This is a genomic window from Neglectibacter sp. X4, assembly GCF_009917365.1.
In the GTDB taxonomy this organism is placed as follows: domain Bacteria; phylum Bacillota; class Clostridia; order Oscillospirales; family Acutalibacteraceae; genus Acutalibacter.
Genome location: NZ_QWLE01000002.1, coordinates 60,231 through 77,113 on the forward strand (window position 1 = coordinate 60,231; position 16,883 = coordinate 77,113).

General features: G+C 57.0%; 13 protein-coding genes. 6 read left to right on the plus strand and 7 right to left on the minus strand.

The features are described from left to right. Complete coding sequence (locus tag D1841_RS02350; RefSeq protein ID WP_160641797.1) at positions 1-435, minus strand: cell wall hydrolase; 435 nt, start codon at positions 433-435, stop codon at positions 1-3. A gap of 220 nt (positions 436-655) precedes the next feature. Here D1841_RS02350 and D1841_RS02355 point away from each other — a divergent pair, with 220 nt between their 5' ends. Next, entirely contained in the window at positions 656-3,802 is a 3,147-nt protein-coding gene (locus D1841_RS02355; protein ID WP_160641798.1) for a response regulator, read from the plus strand. Between the two features lie 214 nt (positions 3,803-4,016). Here the strand turns inward: D1841_RS02355 and D1841_RS02360 are convergent, their stop codons facing one another. The 5 genes from D1841_RS02360 to D1841_RS02375 form a co-directional block, all read right to left on the minus strand. Beyond that, positions 4,017-4,487, minus strand: coding sequence for a GAF domain-containing protein (locus tag D1841_RS02360; RefSeq protein ID WP_160641799.1), 471 nt, complete (start codon positions 4,485-4,487; stop codon positions 4,017-4,019). Between the two features lie 12 nt (positions 4,488-4,499). Continuing rightward, positions 4,500-5,135 carry a methionine ABC transporter permease gene (locus D1841_RS02365; RefSeq protein ID WP_160641813.1) on the minus strand — a complete coding sequence of 212 codons (636 nt, stop codon included), beginning with the start codon at positions 5,133-5,135 and terminating at the stop codon, positions 4,500-4,502. A 23-nt stretch (positions 5,136-5,158) separates the two neighbouring features. Then, entirely contained in the window at positions 5,159-6,130 is a 972-nt protein-coding gene (locus tag D1841_RS18645; protein ID WP_160641800.1) for a methionine ABC transporter ATP-binding protein, read from the minus strand. A gap of 3 nt (positions 6,131-6,133) precedes the next feature. Next, on the minus strand, positions 6,134-7,045 hold the full coding sequence (locus D1841_RS18650; protein ID WP_160641814.1) for a MetQ/NlpA family ABC transporter substrate-binding protein: 912 nt from the start codon (positions 7,043-7,045) through the stop codon (positions 6,134-6,136). 133 nt (positions 7,046-7,178) lie between these two features. After that, on the minus strand, positions 7,179-8,111 hold the full coding sequence (locus tag D1841_RS02375) for a LysR family transcriptional regulator (RefSeq protein ID WP_160641801.1): 933 nt from the start codon (positions 8,109-8,111) through the stop codon (positions 7,179-7,181). Between the two features lie 436 nt (positions 8,112-8,547). On the opposite strand from D1841_RS02375, the gene D1841_RS02380 reads away from it, so the two are divergent. The 5 genes from D1841_RS02380 (at position 8,548) to D1841_RS02400 (ending at position 15,030) form a co-directional block, all read left to right on the plus strand. After that, entirely contained in the window at positions 8,548-9,228 is a 681-nt protein-coding gene (locus tag D1841_RS02380; RefSeq protein ID WP_160641802.1) for a lysophospholipid acyltransferase family protein, read from the plus strand. Next, positions 9,229-11,223, plus strand: a complete 1,995-nt coding sequence (locus D1841_RS02385) for a bifunctional 4-hydroxy-3-methylbut-2-enyl diphosphate reductase/30S ribosomal protein S1 (RefSeq protein WP_160641803.1) — start codon at positions 9,229-9,231, stop codon at positions 11,221-11,223. A gap of 136 nt (positions 11,224-11,359) precedes the next feature. Continuing rightward, the gene (gene secF / locus D1841_RS02390; protein WP_160641804.1) at positions 11,360-13,726 is read left to right on the plus strand and encodes a protein translocase subunit SecF; all 2,367 of its coding nucleotides are present in this window, start codon (positions 11,360-11,362) and stop codon (positions 13,724-13,726) included. Positions 13,727-13,869: 143 nt separating this feature from the next. Continuing rightward, complete coding sequence (locus D1841_RS02395) at positions 13,870-14,442, plus strand: DUF4364 family protein (RefSeq protein ID WP_160641805.1); 573 nt, start codon at positions 13,870-13,872, stop codon at positions 14,440-14,442. An 87-nt stretch (positions 14,443-14,529) separates the two neighbouring features. Next, positions 14,530-15,030, plus strand: a complete 501-nt coding sequence (locus tag D1841_RS02400; RefSeq protein ID WP_160641806.1) for a hypothetical protein — start codon at positions 14,530-14,532, stop codon at positions 15,028-15,030. Positions 15,031-15,177: 147 nt separating this feature from the next. On the opposite strand, the gene D1841_RS02405 is transcribed toward D1841_RS02400, so the two are convergent. Continuing rightward, positions 15,178-16,677, minus strand: coding sequence for an O-antigen ligase family protein (locus D1841_RS02405; protein ID WP_160641807.1), 1,500 nt, complete (start codon positions 16,675-16,677; stop codon positions 15,178-15,180). Positions 16,678-16,883: the final 206 nt, after the last annotated feature.

A 16,883-nucleotide genomic window follows, 5' to 3' on the forward strand; every position in this document is an offset into this window, starting at 1 on the left:
TCAGGTTTCCGCGTACTGGTCTGTGGGGTTATAAAAGCAGTGATCCCCGATGCGGATAACGAATTCCCCTACGGAAGAGGGGAAGTTATCCCGGCAGGTGGGCTTGAAGGGATTATAAAACCAGAGGGCAAAGCCCAGGTTTGTAAGGCGTCCCCCTGCCATGGCCCAGTCCGCGATTTGGAAATGTACGTCCGTAGGGCGCATATTGTAAAGGTTCTGCATGTTGTACTTCCCGCCTACGGTTTCCATGGCGCAGGTGAACTGCCGGGGCTGGTATACCACCTGCCGGACCGTATCCAGCCTGCCGTATTCCCCATATGTCACAATTACCCGGTTCATCACCACGCAGGCCACTGCCTGCATACCCGTCTCGCCTTCACCGCCGGCTTCACATTCCACAATGCGGGCTAAAAGCTCCCTGTCGGAAAATGCCATCGGTTTTTCCCAATCCTTCCTTCTTTTATTTTACCGCCTTGTCATATCTATGAAAGGGAAGGCCGCCGTATGCGGGGGAGGCTGGCTGTATTATCGGAGGGTTTTCCTGTAAAAAAAGCGCCGGAATATTGACACCGGGGCCGGGATTTTGTAAAATATAAGTTGGAAGAGTACGGCGGCCAAGTGCGTACATTATTGCATACAGGAGTGAAAACAGTTTATGTATCGGTGCCATGTGCATTTGTATTGGGCTGGCCCTGCCGGGGCAGAGCTGGAAGCCTTCCAGGAGGAGGCGCCCCTGGAGGGCATGACCCATGAATTTTCCCAGAGCGAGGAGCCTGTGTGCAGGCTTGCCGCCAGGGCAGACGTGATTTTTGCCGATGTGCGGGGAAAAAACCCTGAAGAATTTCTGAAGCCCCTGCTGGAGTCTAAAAAGCCAGACGGGGATTTAATTGTGCTGGCAGAACAGGAACAGGCCCCAGGATTGCCCCTTGGCGGCCTTTCAGACGTGTGGTTTCTGCCTATGGGCCAGGAAGAGGCCCGGTTCCGCTTTGCCCGGTGGCAGCAAGGGCATAAACAGAGGATGGATCTCTGGGAAACCCAGCAGTTCCTGGACGCCACCATTGACAGCGTGCCGAACCTGGTGTGGTATAAAACATGGGACGGCATACACGAAAAGGTGAACGCCAGCTTCTGCCACACAGTGGGGAAAACCCGGGAGCAGGTGCAGGGCCAGGGCCACGCCTATATCTGGGACGTGGAGGAGGACGATCCGGCCTGCATCGAATCTGAGGCGGAGGTTATGCGCACGCGGCAGACCTGCGTGTCAGAGGAGCGGATACGCACAGGCGGAGGCGAGCGGCTTCTGACCACCTACAAGTCTCCCCTGTACGACTATGACGGTTCTGTTATGGGCACAGTGGGCGTGGCTATCGACATCACCCAGGAACGCGCCTACGCCGAGGAGCTGGAGATGAAGAGCCGCACCCTGGAGACGCTGTTTACCTCCCTGGAATGCGGCGTGATGGTACATACCCTGGACGGCTCCCAGGTGCTGAGCATCAACCCGGCTGCTTTGGAAATACTGGGGTATGGCTGCCGGGAGGACATGATGGCCGGGGGCTTCCACATGATGGCAGACTCTGTGCTGGACGAGGACAAGGAGGCTCTGCGGCAGGTTATCACCTCCCTGAAAAACGAGGGGGACAGCGCCAGCGCCGAATACCGGGTGCGGCATCCTGATGGAAAAGTCATACATGTAATGGGCAACATCAAGCTGATACGGGAAAACGGAGAGCTGGTGTGCCAGCGCTTCCTGCTGGACGTGACAGAGCAGAAGCAGAAGGAGCAAAGCGAGCGCCGCCGGCAGGAGGCCCTGATACACGCTTTGAGCATTGACTATAACCTGGTGTGCTTCTTTGATTTGGAAACCGGGGAGGGCCACGCCCTGCGCATTACAGGCTGCCCTTACGGGGACTTGGACGAGGCCTTCAGCGGCCCGCTGGAGCTTTCCAAGTGCATGAGCCGGTATATAGACAACTGCGTATTCCCGGACGACCAGGACATGATGCGGGAAACAGTCTCCCAGGACAACCTTATACAGGAGCTTTCCCAGCGGCAGATTTTTTACGTCAATTACCGTACCAACTGCAAGGGTGCTGAAGATGCCCGGTATTTCCAGATGAAGGTAGTGCGCCTGGACGCGGAAGGCGAAAGCGGCCGGGTGGTGCTGGGCCTTAGGAGCATTGACGAGGAGACAAAGCTGGAGCTGGAAAAGACCAACCTTTTAAAGGACGCCCTGATGCAGGCCAACCGGGCCAGCCGGGCTAAAACTGTTTTCCTCAGCAATATGTCCCACGACATCCGCACGCCCATGAACGCCATTATCGGCTTTACGGCCCTGGCGGTTTCCCATATTGAGAGCCGGGAGCTGGTGGAGGGATATCTGAAAAAAATTATGACCTCCGGCAACCACCTGTTAAGCCTGATAAACGATGTGCTGGACATGAGCCGCATTGAAAGCGGGAAGCTGCAGTTGGAAGAAAAGCCCTGCAGCCTGCCGGAGATTCTCCATGGGCTTCGGAACATTGTGCTGGCGGACGTACACGCCAAACAGCTTGAGCTGTATATGGACACAGTGGACGTGGTGCATGAGAACATTGTCTGCGACAACCTGCGCCTAAACCAGGTGCTTCTGAACCTTTTGGGCAACTCCATCAAGTATACAGGCCCCGGGGGCATGGTGAGCATGCGCATTTCCGAGAAGCCTGGCGCGCCGGAGGGCTTTGCCCGCTATGAGTTCTGCATACGGGATACAGGCATCGGCATGAGCGAGGAGTTTGTGGCCCGCATTGCAGAGCCTTTTGAGCGGGAGCACAATTCCACCACCAGCGGCATACAGGGCACTGGGCTGGGCATGGCTATCACCAAAAACATTGTGGACATGATGAACGGCACTATTGACATAAAGAGCAAACAGAACGTGGGCACAGAATTTACGGTATGCTTCACCTTTAAGCTGGATGGGGACGTGCCGGAGTCCCAGACCATCCCCCAACTGCAGAACTGCAGGGCGCTGGTGGTAGACGATGACTTCAACACCTGCGACAGCGTTACCTGCATGCTGCAAGAAATCGGCCTGCGGGCTGAGTGGACTCTTTCCGGCAAGGAGGCTGTGCTGCGTACCCGGCAGGCTGTCATGCGGGAGGACGAGTACAGCGTTTATATCATTGACTGGCTGCTGCCGGACATGAACGGCATTGAGGTGGCAAGGCGGGTTCGCAAGGAAATAGGCGAGGAAGTGCCTATCATTGTGCTGACAGCCTATGACTGGTCGGATATTGAGGACGAAGCCAGGAGCGCGGGGGTTACCGCTTTTTGCAGCAAGCCCCTGTTCCTCTCAGAACTGCGGGACTGCCTGCAGTCTATTATCACAGAACGGGAGGACGGCGGGAAGGCGGAGGAAAAGCCTGCCCGCCGCACAGGGCATATCCTGCTGGCGGAGGACAATGAGCTGAACCAGGAAATTGCCGTGGCTATCCTGGAGGAGGCCGGGTTCACCATTGATGTGGCGGAAAACGGGCAGGCGGCTGTGGAAAAGCTGGAAAGCTCCCAGCCCGGGTATTACCGGCTGGTTTTGATGGATGTGCAGATGCCTGTGATGAACGGCTATGAGGCTACGCGGGAAATCCGCAGGCTGAAAAACAAGAAGCTTTCCCGCATCCCCATCCTGGCCATGACAGCCAACGCCTTTGAGGAGGATAAGCAGGAGGCCATCCGCAGCGGCATGAACGGGCATATACCCAAGCCCATCAATGTGGATACGCTGATGGAGGCTATGGACTCCCTGCTGGAGGAAGAAGAGTAACCGGCTGGGAATTTGTAAAGCTTGTTTGATTTTACATGTGCTTTCTTTGTGAGGGATTTGCTACGGGAGAGGCACTCATAAGATGATTTTTAGGAATGCTTTCAGGACCGGCATAGCGTATACGCTATGCCGGTTTTCCGTGCTTATTGCCTTAAGGCAATAAATAAAAAGCAAGAAAAGCCGCAGATGCCTGCGGCTTTTCCTGCTTTTCATTTCACCCCATCCGCAGCCGGGAAAAATCCGTGGACTCCTCCAGGGCTTTCACCACCTGGGCAAGGCCCTGCTGATCTTCTTCGGTAAACCGGCCCTTTTCCGGGCTGTCGATGTCCAGCACGCCTACAATCTGCCCGCCGCTGCGGATGGGCAGCACGATTTCCGACCGGGAAGCGCTGTCGCAGGCAATGTGCCCGGGGAAGGCATGTACGTCCTCCACCCGCAGGGGCTTCCCTTCTTGCACCGCGGTGCCGCACACGCCTTTGCCAATGGCGATGCGGACGCAGGCCACCCGGCCCTGGAACGGCCCTACCAGAAGGCTTCCCCTGTCCAGCAGGTAAAAGCCCGCCCAGTTGATGCGCTCCAGGCCCTCGTATAGCAGTGCCGCGGCGTTTGACAGCACAGGCACAAAGTCCCGGTCAATTTCCGCCAGAGAAGCAACCTGGCTGGCAATCAGCTTATAGTCCGGCATGTTCCTCCCCCTTTACGACAAGCGCTTGTACAGATGGTTGCCAATCATCTGGATAAGCTGTACGAATATAATCAGGATAATGGAGCACACCACCAAATAGTCCGTCCGGTACTGCTGGTAGCCGAACCGGATGGCAATGTCCCCAATGCCGCCTCCGCCTACCGTGCCCGCCATGGCGGAGTATCCCACCAGGGAGATAATCAGCAGGACAATCCCGTTTAAAATCCGGGGGATGGATTCCTTGATGTACACCCGCCACAAAATCTGCCAGTTGGAGGCCCCAAAGGATTTGGCGGCCTCAATGACGCCGGCGTCCGTCTCCCGCAGGGCGGTTTCGATAATCCGGGCGATGAAGGGGATGGCGGAAAGGGTCAGGGGCACAATGGAGGCAGTGGTTCCAATAGCCTTTCCCACCACCAGCCGGGTAAAGGGAATCACCAGCACCAGCAGGATGACAAAGGGAAAGCTGCGGAACACGTTGACAAGGAAGCTGAGTATTTCATAGACAGGCCGGATAGGGCGCAGGCCGTCCGGCGCGGTAAGCGTCAGGATAATGGCGGGGATAAAGCCGATTATCACGGACAGCAGCGTGGACCAGAACACCATATACAGCGTCTGCCACAGGGCCGTCAGAATTATCCCCGTCATGCTGGTTGTGGATGCAATGCCCATTATGTAAGCACCTCCCAGGCCACTTTTTTTGAGGACAGGAAATTGCACACCTGTTCCCTGTCCGCCTTGTCAATGTTCAGCACCAGGCTGCCGTAAACGTTCTCCCGGAAGTCCTCCAGCTTTGCCCAGCATATGCTGAAATCCTTGCCCAGCTCCCGGGCCATCTGGGTGATAACCGGCTCGTTGGAGCCTTCCCCCACAAAGAACACCTGGATGTTCACCCCGGTTCTGGGCAGCAGCTCGCTCTTGTCCCGCAGGAAAGACTGTATCTCCTTTTCCGCGGGCTTGATGAACATCTCCTCCGGCTTGCCCTGGGACAGCACGCTGCCGTTATACAGAAAGGCCACCCGGCCGCAGATTTGCTTCACCACTTCCATCTGGTGGGTCACCACAACCACTGTTATCCCCATCTCCCGGTTGATTTTCTGGAGCAGGGCCAGGATGCCCTTGGTGATTTCCGGATCCAGTGCGCTGGTGGCCTCGTCGCAAAGCAGGAACTGGGGATCCAGCACCAAAGCCCTGGCAATGGCCACCCGCTGCTTCTGCCCGCCGGAAAGCTGCCGGGGCTTCATGTGGGCCTTGTCCTCCAGGCCCACCAGGCGGATAAGCTCTTCAATTTTGTCCCGGCTCTCCTGGGAGCGGGTGTTGATGCCCCAGAACTTCATGGGCAGGGCAATGTTGCCGTACACGTCCAGGCGCTCCAGCAGGTTGAAGCTCTGGAAAATCATGCCCATGCGCTTTTGCAGGCCGCGCAGGGCGCTTTTGTCCCGGCTGTTTACCAAAGCGCCGTCTACGGTGATTTCCCCGGAATCGTAAGGCTCCAGTCCGTTTATGCAGCGCAGCAGGGTAGACTTCCCCGCGCCGCTCTGCCCTACGATGCCGTAAATTTCATGATCCTCAATAGTAAGGGAAATTCCCTTCAGGACATCCACGTCCCGAAAGGATTTCCGCACGCTGCTTATTTCAATCATGTTTTATGCCGGGTCGATAAAGGACGGGATAACCGAGCCTTTATATTTCTCCTCAATATACTCTTTCACGGCGTCGGACTGGATCGCCTTTACCAGGGCTTTTGTTTTTTCGGTTTCCTCGCTGCCCTGCTTGACAACCAGGAAGTTTGTCCGGCGGATGCTGGTTTCATCGTCAAACTCTTCAATTTCCAAAGCCGGATATTCTGTGGGCAGGTCAGCGCCGATGGCATAGTTGCCGTTGATGGCGGCAGCGTCCAAATCCGGCAGGGACAGGGGCAGGCTCGCGGCCTCCAGGGTGGTGATTTTATAGCCGTGGGGGTTTGCCTCTTTATCGTCCGTCAGGGACTCGGCGGTGGCGTTGTCATCCGTGCCATAGCTGCCCAGGGAATTGAGCAGGCCCTTCTGCACCAGCAGCTCCAGGCCCCGCTTCTCGTTGTCCGGGTCGTTGGGCACGGCGATTTCCGCGCCGTCAGGCAGTTCGGAAAGGGACGTGTACTTCTCAGAGTAGATGCCCATAGGCTCGATATGCACCCCGGCCACAGCCGCCAGGTGCAGGCCGTTGTCCTCGTTCTGACCGTTCATGTAGCCCAGTGTCTGGAAGTAGTTGGCGTCCAGCTCCCCTTCCTCCAGGGAGGTGTTGGGCAGCACATAGTCCTGGAACACCACTACTTCCAGTTCCCAGCCCTCCTCAGCCAGCACAGCCTTCACCGCGTTTTCCAGGATGTCGGCATGGGGGACAGGGTTTACGCCTACGGAAATCTTTTTGTCAGCGCTGTCAGGATTGCTCCCGGCAGCGGAGGAAGCATTTCCCCCCTGGGAGGGATCTGCCGGAGCGCCGCCGCAGGCTGTCAGGGAAAGCAGCAGCGCCAGGGTAAGTACGAGGCTTAAAAATTTGAGAACCTTTTTTCTTTTCATAATCTGGTTTCGGGCGCGGGAAGCGCCCACCCTCCTTCTGGAAAATGTAATGTTCTTTGGTACAGCCCCTATTATACGCACAGGAAGGTCATTTGTCCAATACATGGAATAAATAGTGGGTTATAGGTTCAGCCTATAACCCACTGTCTATTTGCGCCAGGTATTCCCGGATCTTTTGGATATACAGGTTCCCGATGGCGCTGGGGACAGTGTTCTTTTTCATCACATACCCAATCTCCATCCTGTCCGGCCCGTCCGGCCCGCATGTCTCAAAGGGGACTGCCACATAGTCGCTGCCGTTCAGCTCCTCGCAGATAATCCCCGAGCACAGGGTGTACCCTCCCAGCCCCACCATCAGGTTCAGCATGGTGGCCCGGTCGTTGGCCTTGATGGTGCGCCTGTATTCGCTGGTGCTGAGGATCTCCTCCGCGTAGTAGAAGGATTCCGCGTCTCCCTGCTCAAAGGAGAGGCAGGGATAGTCCTGCAAATCCGCAAAGCTGATGGAGGGCTTTTTGGCTAAGGGGTGCCCCGACCACAGGTAGACATAAGGCATGCAGGTGATAAGGGGGTAAAACGCCAGCCCGGCAGTGCGCAGCAGCTTCCCCATGACAGAGCGGTTGAAATCGCTGAAATACAGCAGGCCGATTTCGCTGCGCATAGTGGATACGTCCGCGATAACCGCCTTTGTCTGGGTTTCCCGGATGGCGAATTCATACTGGGAAGTGTCAAATTCCTTCACCAGCTCCACAAAGGCTTTCACAGCAAAGGAATAGTGCTGGGTGGACACGCCGAATTTTTTCTTCCGGTTCCTGGCCCCGCCAAACCGGTCTACCAGATCTTCATACTGGCTGTACACCTGCCTGGCATACAGGATGAAGTCGGCCCCCTCCGGCGTCAGGGTAACGCCCCTGCCGCTGCGGTGGAAGATGGTGATGCCAAACTCCTTTTCCAGCTCCTGCATGGAGCTGGTCAGGGACGGCTGGGAAACATACAGCAGCTCCGAAGCTTTGTTAATGGAGCCTGTTTCAGAAATGGTGATGGCATAGTGCAGTTGCTGAAAGGTCATGTCCTTTCCCTCCCGGGGCTGCGCCGGCAGGCGGCGCTTTCCTTTATACTATAAGTATTATAGCATAGCTCCCATCCGCTTTGCGTCTTGGGAAACCGCTGGCGCGATTTCTGGGACTGCTTCGCGGTTTCGGCTCTACTGAAATGTCCTGTGGACATTATAGCACAGGCGGAAAAGCCGCACAAGCGGAAGCCATGGGCTTATAGCATTTCCCGCCGGATTATCCCGCTTTTGGCAGGCCCTGGCAGCGGAAAAGGGCTTGTAAACCGCGGCAGGCTGTGATATAATACAATTTAACAAAATGGGGCGGTATATACTTTGCGGGTTTTCATACCGGGTACCGGGCAGAAGGGGAACGCCGTATCCTGCCCGGCTGGGGCAGGGGCTGGCTTCCCTGCCCGCACCCCGTACCGTTTCAAAGGAGAGGAGCGAGGATGTGGCAAAAAAGAAAAGGGAGTGCAAGAGGAAAATGTGGCTTTATGCCCTGGGGCAGTTCCTGCTTGTGCTGTTCTACTACCCGGTGTTCCGCATGCGGGTGCGGGGGCGGGAGAACATCCCCCGCACCGGGCCTTTGCTGGTGTGCTGCAACCACGCCGCCAAGCGGGATCCGGTTATGCTGGGGGTTTCCATGAGGCGGCAGGTGTTCTACATGGCCAAGGAGGAGCTGTTCCGCGGCAGGTTCCTGGGAGGGCTGCTCAGAAAGCTGGGAGCTTTCCCTGTGCTCAGGGGCAGCGGCGGGGCAGACGCCCTGCAGGAAGCCTACGATCTGCTGGACGACAACGCTGTGGTAGGGGTGTTCATTGAGGGCACCCGGTCGAAAACCGGGGAGCTGGGCAGGCCTAAAACAGGCGCGGCCCTTCTGGCCTACCGCACAAAGGCGCCTGTGGTGCCCGTATGCATCACCGCCGAGGACGGCAAGCCCCCCCGGGTCTTTAAGCGCACCACTGTGAAATTCGGCAGGCCCATCCCCTTCGAGGCCCTGGAAATGCCGGACGATTCCAGCATGCAGCTTCGCAAGGCAAGCCGGAAGATTATGTCGGAAATAGCCGCCCTGCGGGCAGAGTCCCTGGAGGAGTTTGGGATACAGCCCGAGGGCGCGGGAGAGGGGGAAAACTGATTGCAGGTAGAAGTGGCAGAAACCGCTGGCTTCTGCTTCGGGGTGGATAGGGCGGTAAACGCGGTCTACAAGCTGCTGGAGGAAGGGAAGAAGGCCTGCACCTTAGGCCCTATCGCCCACAACCCCCAGGTGACAGGGGACTTGCAGGAAAAGGGCGTGCTGGCGGTGGATTCCCCTGCCGGCGCGCCTCCCGGGTATGTGCTGGTCATCCGCTCCCACGGGGTGGCCCGGGAGGTGGAGGAGGAAATAGGGCGCCTGTCTGTTCCCTGCGTGGACGCTACCTGCCCTTCTGTGAAAAAAATACACCGGCTCGCCCGGGAAGCCGGGGAGCAGGGAAGGGTGTTTTTACTGTTCGGGGATGGGGATCACCCAGAGGTACGGGGGATCACAGGCCACTGCACAGGGGAATTTCTGGTGTGCCGGGGGGCGGGGGAACTGCAAACCCTGCTGAAAACCCGCCCGGATTTGTCGAAATTGCCCATAGCAGTGGCGGCCCAGACCACCTTCCATGCTGGAGAGTGGCAAAATTGTTTGGGAATCCTGAAAAAAGTATGTACAAACGCCGTGTTTTTTGCTACAATATGTAATGCAACTGCGAAGCGGCAAAAAGAGGCAAAGGCCCTGGCCCAAAAATGCCACCGGATGGTGGTCATCGGGGGCCGGGACAGCTCGAATACGGCGAAACTCCGCGATATTTGCGCTGAATATTGTGAGACGTACCTCATAGAAAGGGCGGACGAGCTGCCCGCTTTTCCGGCCGGACTGCGCATTGGCATCACAGCGGGGGCATCGACCCCGGCAAGCATTATAAAGGAGGTACTGGTTACCATGGCAGAAGTAAACAACAACGAGCTGAATTTTGAGGAAATGCTGGAGGAGTCCCTCAAAAGCTTAAATACAGATGAAAAGGTACATGGCGTTGTTGTGGGCATCTCCCCCACGGAGGTCTATGTAGACGTAGGCCGCAAGCAGGCAGGCTTCATTCCCGCAAACGAGCTTTCCAACGACCCCGGCGTAAAGCCCGAGGACATTGTAAAGCTGGGCGATGAAATGGATCTGCTCATCATGAAGACAAACGACCAGGAAGGCACCATCATGCTCTCGAAAAGGCGCGTGGACGCCATGAAGGGCTGGGATGAAATCCAGGAAGCCCAGGAGAGCGGGGAAATCCTCACGGGCAAGGTTATTGAGGTGGTCAAGGGCGGCGTTATCGTCTTGAAGGGCGCCATGCGGGTGTTCGTGCCCGCCTCCCAGGCAACCGCCAGCCGGGGCGAGGATCTGAATGCCCTGATGGGCACCCAGGTGCGGTTCCGCATTATCGAAGTAAACCGCCAGCGCCGCCGGGCCGTAGGCTCCATCCGCAGCGTGCTCCGGGAAGAGCGCAAGGCCGCCCAGGAGAAGTTCTGGGAGACTATCGAGGAAGGGCAGGCCTTCACCGGCACTGTCAAGTCCCTGACAAACTTCGGCGCTTTTGTGGACTTGGGCGGCGTGGACGGCATGATCCACATCTCCGAGCTTTCCTGGAACCGGGTCAAGCACCCCAGCGAAGTGGTGAGCGTGGGCGACACGGTAGATGTGTATGTCAAGGGCCTGGACAGGGAGAACGGCAAGATTTCCCTGGGCTACAAGCGGCCTGAGGACAACCCCTGGGTGAAGATGGAGCGGGAGTATCCTGTGGGCACTGTGTGCAACGCCAAGGTTGTGGGCATGACGGCTTTCGGCGCTTTTGCCAACGTGATCCCCGGCATTGACGGCCTTATCCATATTTCCCAGATTGCCGACCACCGCATCGAGAAGCCCCAGGATGTGCTGAAGGTGGGCGACGAAGTGCGCGTAAAGATTACAGAAATCGACTTTGACAAGCACCGGGTGTCCCTTTCCATCCGGGCGCTGCTGGAGGAGGAGCAGGCCGCAGCCGACGAGGCCGCTGCCGAAGCCCCGGCAAACGAGATTGTGTATTCTACAGAGCTTCCCGCTGACGAGCCGGAGGAATAAACCTAGTATTTTCGTGTATTAAAACAGGGTAGTATCTACTGCTGCCCTGTTTTCTACGTAAAAACAACAACGTGATAAAACAGCCAGGGGTTTGCTCTGCAAAGGGTTTTGTCACGCTGTATTGGAGGAAAGAACTATGAAGCGTGTAAAAAAACCGGTATTTTTTGTGGTGCTGGTGCTGATCTGCGCCCTGGTGTTCACCTCGCTGTTCGGCCTGTACGGCCAGAACGGCGACTTTAAAACCACCATCCTGAAAGGCGCGGGGGACATCCGCTGGGGCATCGACATCCGGGGCGGCGTGGAAGCCACCTTCAGCCCCGCGGGGGATGTGCAGGCTACGGACAGCGAGCTGGAGTCTGCCAAGCAGATTATCGAAACCCGCATGGTGGCCCAGAACATCACGGACTATGAACTGTACACCGACAGCGGCAACAACCGCATTATCGTGCGCTTCCCCTGGAAGAGCGACGAAACAGATTTCGACCCGGAGACAGCCATCAACGAGCTGTCTGCCACCGCCATGCTCACCTTCCGGGAGGGCGGCGATTATGAAACCATGGAATACGGCACAGACGGCCAGCCTGTCTATAAAACGCCTTCCGGCACCACGGCGGATACCATCATCCTGGAAGGCTCCGACGTGGTGAAGGCCGAGCCTGGGGTGCAGCAGAGCGAAAGCACCGGGGCCACAGAGTACGTGGTTTCCCTGGAACTGAGCGACAGCGGCAAGGAAAAGTTCTCGGAGGCCACCGGGCGGCTGGTGGGCAGCGTTATCTCCATCTGGATGGACGATGTGCGCCTGTCCGCACCCACGGTAAATGAAGCCATCACAGACGGCAAGTGCATTATTTCCGGCGGCTTCACCAGCGAATACGCCACCACCCTGGCGGCGCAGATCCAGGCGGGCGCTTTGCCCTTTGCGCTGGAAACTTCTAACTTCAACGCCCTGGCCCCCACCCTGGGCGCCAACGCCCTGAACGCCATGATGCTGGCAGGCATTATCGCCTTTGCCCTCATTGCCGTGCTGATGATAGTGGTGTTCCGCCTGCCCGGCGTGGTAGCGGTTATTTCCCTGGCAGGCCAGATGGGCATCTGCTTTGCGGCCATCACAGGCTTCTTCCCCAACATGAATTCCTTCACCATGACCCTCCCCGGCATTGCGGGCCTCATCCTCTCCATCGGCATTGGCGTGGACGCAAACGTTATCACCGCCAGCCGCGTCCGGGAAGAGCTGCGTGCCGGCAAAACCCTGGACGGGGCCTTGCAGCGGGGCTTCCAGAGCAGCTTCTGGGCCATCTTTGACGGCAACATCACCACTGCCATTGTGGCTGTCATGCTCATGGGCGTGTTCGGCCCCAGCAACATCCTGTCCCTGATTTTCGGCGAATCCACTACAGGATCCATCTTCTCCTTCGGCTTCACCCTGCTGGTAGGCATTATCGCCAACTTCATCATGGGCGTGTTTGCCACCCGCATGATGACCCTCTCCCTGGCAGGTTTCAAGTGCCTGCACAGGAAATGGCTCTTTGGCGGCTCTAAGGAGGACGGGCAGGCCGGCTCCAAAACGGAAAAGGTGTGGGACTTCTTCAGCAACCGCAAAACCTTCTATATCATCTCCGCCGCTGTGCTGGTGGTGGGCATTGTGGCAAGCGCGGTTATCGGGCCGAAGCTGGACATCCAGTTTGCAGGCGGCGCAATGATCCGCTACACAGTAGACGGCACTGGCGTCACCTCCGACGCTGTGGCCCAGACCATCCAGGACAAGCTTGGGAAAACAGCTTCCGTGTCCCTGAATACAGATATGGGTACAGGCGGACAGCAGGCCACTATCTCCTTCTCCGGCAACCAGGGCATGACGCCCGACGAGCAGAAGGAAGTGGCAGACACCCTGTCCGATGCTTTCCATGATGCCACCTTCACCCTGCTGGAGTCCAACTCCGTGGACGCCACCATGGGCGCCAAGTTCTTCCAGAAGTGCCTGGTGTGCTTTGCCCTGACAGCCGTGCTGCTGCTGGCATATATTGCCCTGCGGTTTAAGAAGATTGGCGGCCTGTCCGCCGGCCTCACCGCTATTGTGGCCCTGCTCCATGACGTGCTCATTTCCTTCTGCGTGTTTGTGGTGTTCGGAATGCCCATCAACGATATCTTTATCGCTGTGGTGCTCACCATCCTGGGCTATTCCTTAAACAGCACCATCGTTATTTACGACCGCGTCCGGGAGAACAAGCGCAAGTTTGGCTCCAAAACGGCTCTCAACACCATTATGAACCAGAGCCTGAGCCAGACCCTGGGCCGCACCCTGCTCACCTCCCTGACCACCTTCCTGGCTCTGGTGGCAGTGCTGGCTGTGGCAGGCATATACTCCATCTCCAGCGTAATTTCCTTCTCCTTGCCCATGATGGTAGGCGTGGTGGCTGGGTGCTTCTCCTCCCAGTTCATCGCCCCCACCCTGTTTGCCGCATGGCAGAACCATGTGCAGGCAAAGGAAAAGTCCAACTCCTAAAAACAGCAGATACGATAAAGGGGCCGTCCGGCACAAGCCGGGCGGCCCCTCTTGCCCTTTTACGCGCCTGCTCCCATTGCGCCTTTCGCAGGGGTATGGTATAATAAGCTTATATAAAAAATGTTTTGTCTGGAGGGATGGTCATGGAGCGGGGGTTTACCGGCGGCGTAGGGCCAGGAGGATTATGGAACCCAAATGATATCCGTATATTGATATGCTATGTGCTGCATAGCGTAGACGCGCCCTTGCCCCGGGAGGACATCTCTCAAATTTTGCAGCGAAAGGGTCTGGCGAATTACTTTGAGGTAGAGGACGCATTTGCCGCTTTAGAGCGGCTGGGCCACATTTCCCAGGATGGGGCGGGGCTTTGCCAGGTGGAAAAAACCGGGCGGGAGATAGCCGCCGCCCTGGGGGACACCCTGCCCCTTTCTGTGCGGGACAAGGCCACAGAGACGGCGCTGGCTCTGCTGGCCCAGGCCCAGGTGCAGCGGGAGAACCGGGTGGAAATCCAGGAGGGCGCTAAGGGCTTCCAGGTTTCCTGCCACATCTCCGGAGGGGACATGGAGCTGATGTCCGTCTCCCTGTATGTGCCGGACAGGGCGCAGGCAGAACTGGTGCGGGGAAACTTCTACAAAAACCCCGAAGGGGCTTACAGGCTGCTTTTATCCTTTCTCACAGGGGACATGGGGTATGCAAAGGAGTTGTTTGAGAAATAGGAGTCGTGGCGCTTATTTAAAAGGCGCGCAAAGCCGATATAGTAGGTAAATGGCAGGGGATTTCCGCTGCGGAAAGGAGCGTGTTTTATGGAAATGCGGGTAACCGGAAAGCGTTTTGGGGGGACAGTGAAGCAGGCGGTTCCAGAGAAAAAGCCGCAATTAGGGGGACAAAGCCCCATGGGCAAGGCCCGGCAGGACAGGCTGGAGCTGTCCAAACGGGCGGCGGATTTCCTCACAGAGCAGGCAAAACAGATGGCCGAGGAGTTGGGCCGGCTGGGGCAGAAGGAAAAGGAAGAGTCCGGCGGCGGTTCCCTGCTTGACAGTTACAAAAAGCAGATGGATATCATGGACAAGTGCGCCAAGATTTCCGCCAGCATCTCCGCAGGGGACAGGGTGCCCCCGGAGGATCTGCGCTATTTGAAGGAGCACGACATGAACGCCTATCGGCTGGCAATGGTGACCCGGAAGCCGAAGAGGGATCCACAAGACAAGAAAAGCGAGCTTTCAGAAGAGGACATCCGGGAGATGGAGAGCGGTAGGACCATGGCTTCTGGAGCAGACGCTGTCAGCGAAGCCGGCGGCGAGTGAAGAGACGGAACGGGACAGCCAGAGATGGATGACAAATAGCTGCAAGAGATTACAGAAAGTTTACAAAACCCGCAGGTTTTACCAAAAACCTGCGGGTTTTTACCATTATTAACATTTTGTTCATAAAATTGGAAGGATTGGAAAATGCTATGCCTTCCTTCCCTGCTTCCGGGAACTCCCGGGGCATTCCCGGATTTTCACCAGATAGTAAATGCCTGCCAAGGCAAGGGAAAAGTATACGGTAACGTTAGGCTTGCGCAGCACCTGCCCGGAAAACTGGGCCGCGCCCAGCGCCAGTATGCATATAAGGGAATAGGCCCCCAGCTCCAGGGAAAGGAAGTCAAAAAACCTCCGGCGGTTTTGCACCAGGCCTTTCAGGACGCACCACACGAAGTACAGAATGAAGCCCAGATACAGGGCGGCGCCTAAATAGCCGTAATAGAAGGGAAGGGCGGAAAGGTCGTTCTCCGCGTCATAATTGTACCCATTTATGGTGGCCTCCGCATACTCAAACCCTAAAAGCCTGGTGGGGAAATCCTTCTCGTCCCGGATTAAATCCAGGGCCGCCAGGCGCTTTGTACGGCTGTTATACAGAACCTGGGGCTGGGTGGCGTAATGATACTGCTCCATCACCTTTTCCAAGCCAAAGCGCTCCAGCAAATCCCCCAGCAGAGGCCCGCCGAACACGCCGGGCTTGCTGTACACCTCCGTATACACCCGCTGTATTTTTTCCAGCTTTTCCGGGGGGATTTCCTCCCCTTGTGCATAGGTGAAATCCCAGTCCTCTCCTAAAACAGCAGCGGCCTTTTCCTCATAGATGGCATAAGAGTTGGCTGTAAGCTTCTGCCGCTGCACCATGGGGGAAACGCCCTGCAAGGACAGCAGCACTGCCGCCGCCAGGAGAAGGGGGATACAGAAGCGGATATGCCCGCGGGTTAGCAGGAACAGGATCCCGAAAGCCCCGCACAGCAGCACAGCAGAAAAGTACGTAAGCCGGGTGCCTGTAAGGTACAAAAGCCCCATCCCCAAAGCGCACGCAAGGGAAAACACAGAAAGCCTTTCCGTACGGGCGGCCCATAACAGCAGCCCTGTCACCAGCAGGCAGAGGATGGCGCTTTGGGCGTTTGGCACGCCAAACCAGCCCAGCACGCCCAGTTGGATGCCACGCTCGGAAAAGTCATAAGTATAAGCTGGGGCGCCAACGGCGTAGGAAAGCAGGATTATCAGCAGCACTGTGGTGAAATTTACCGCGAAAAAGAAAGGGAGGCGCAAAAACAGTTCCCCGCGTTTTTTCAGGCATGTAATAAAAGTCAGCGTCCACAAGGGGAGCTGGATAAGCTTCAAATACTCCGCCACGTCCCCGATAGGATCCATATAGCCCATACGGGCGCAGTTCAGCCCGTGTAAAAGCCAGAGCGCGCCTATGGCGCCATACATAGCTCCATAAACCCATTTGCGGTCTGACAGATAGAAGCCGTAGGCGCTCACAGCTACCAGCAGCAGGCAGCGCAGGGCGGTGGTAACGCTTGTAAGCTCCGCTTCCCCCATGAAATAGGACAGTACATCCAGCACAGGCTGGCTTACTAAAAGCACAGTCACAATGGCGGGGGTATGTGTAAGAAAGTCTCTCTGTAGAATACGCTTCATGCTTCCTCTTTTCCAACATGGAGTTTAAGAACCGCCCGGTTAAGGACGGCCTTTTTGTCTCCCTGTCCCGGGCGGTTTATTGTACCATAACCTTATCCGGAGTTCCCGATACCCCTGCGAAGCAGGGGGTGAGCGCTTTGCGGTTATTATACCATGTATGGGCGCCGTAATATCCCGCTTAGAATGGTGCGGTATTGCCTATTATT

Excerpts from the sequence above, each read along its gene's own strand:
- D1841_RS02360 (WP_160641799.1), bottom strand. The coding sequence starts at position 4,487 with ATGCCGGACTATAAGCTGATTGCCAGCCAGGTTGCTTCTCTGGCGGAA.
- D1841_RS02350 (WP_160641797.1), bottom strand. The coding sequence starts at position 435 with ATGGCATTTTCCGACAGGGAGCTTTTAGCCCGCATTGTGGAATGTGAA.
- D1841_RS02365 (WP_160641813.1), bottom strand. The coding sequence starts at position 5,135 with ATGACGGGGATAATTCTGACGGCCCTGTGGCAGACGCTGTATATGGTG.
- D1841_RS02355 (WP_160641798.1), top strand. The coding sequence starts at position 656 with ATGTATCGGTGCCATGTGCATTTGTATTGGGCTGGCCCTGCCGGGGCA.
- D1841_RS18650 (WP_160641814.1), bottom strand. The coding sequence starts at position 7,045 with ATGAAAAGAAAAAAGGTTCTCAAATTTTTAAGCCTCGTACTTACCCTG.
- D1841_RS02395 (WP_160641805.1), top strand. The coding sequence starts at position 13,870 with ATGGAGCGGGGGTTTACCGGCGGCGTAGGGCCAGGAGGATTATGGAAC.
- D1841_RS02400 (WP_160641806.1), top strand. The coding sequence starts at position 14,530 with ATGGAAATGCGGGTAACCGGAAAGCGTTTTGGGGGGACAGTGAAGCAG.
- D1841_RS02405 (WP_160641807.1), bottom strand. The coding sequence starts at position 16,677 with ATGAAGCGTATTCTACAGAGAGACTTTCTTACACATACCCCCGCCATT.
- D1841_RS18645 (WP_160641800.1), bottom strand. The coding sequence starts at position 6,130 with ATGATTGAAATAAGCAGCGTGCGGAAATCCTTTCGGGACGTGGATGTC.
- D1841_RS02375 (WP_160641801.1), bottom strand. The coding sequence starts at position 8,111 with ATGACCTTTCAGCAACTGCACTATGCCATCACCATTTCTGAAACAGGC.
- secF (WP_160641804.1), top strand. The coding sequence starts at position 11,360 with ATGAAGCGTGTAAAAAAACCGGTATTTTTTGTGGTGCTGGTGCTGATC.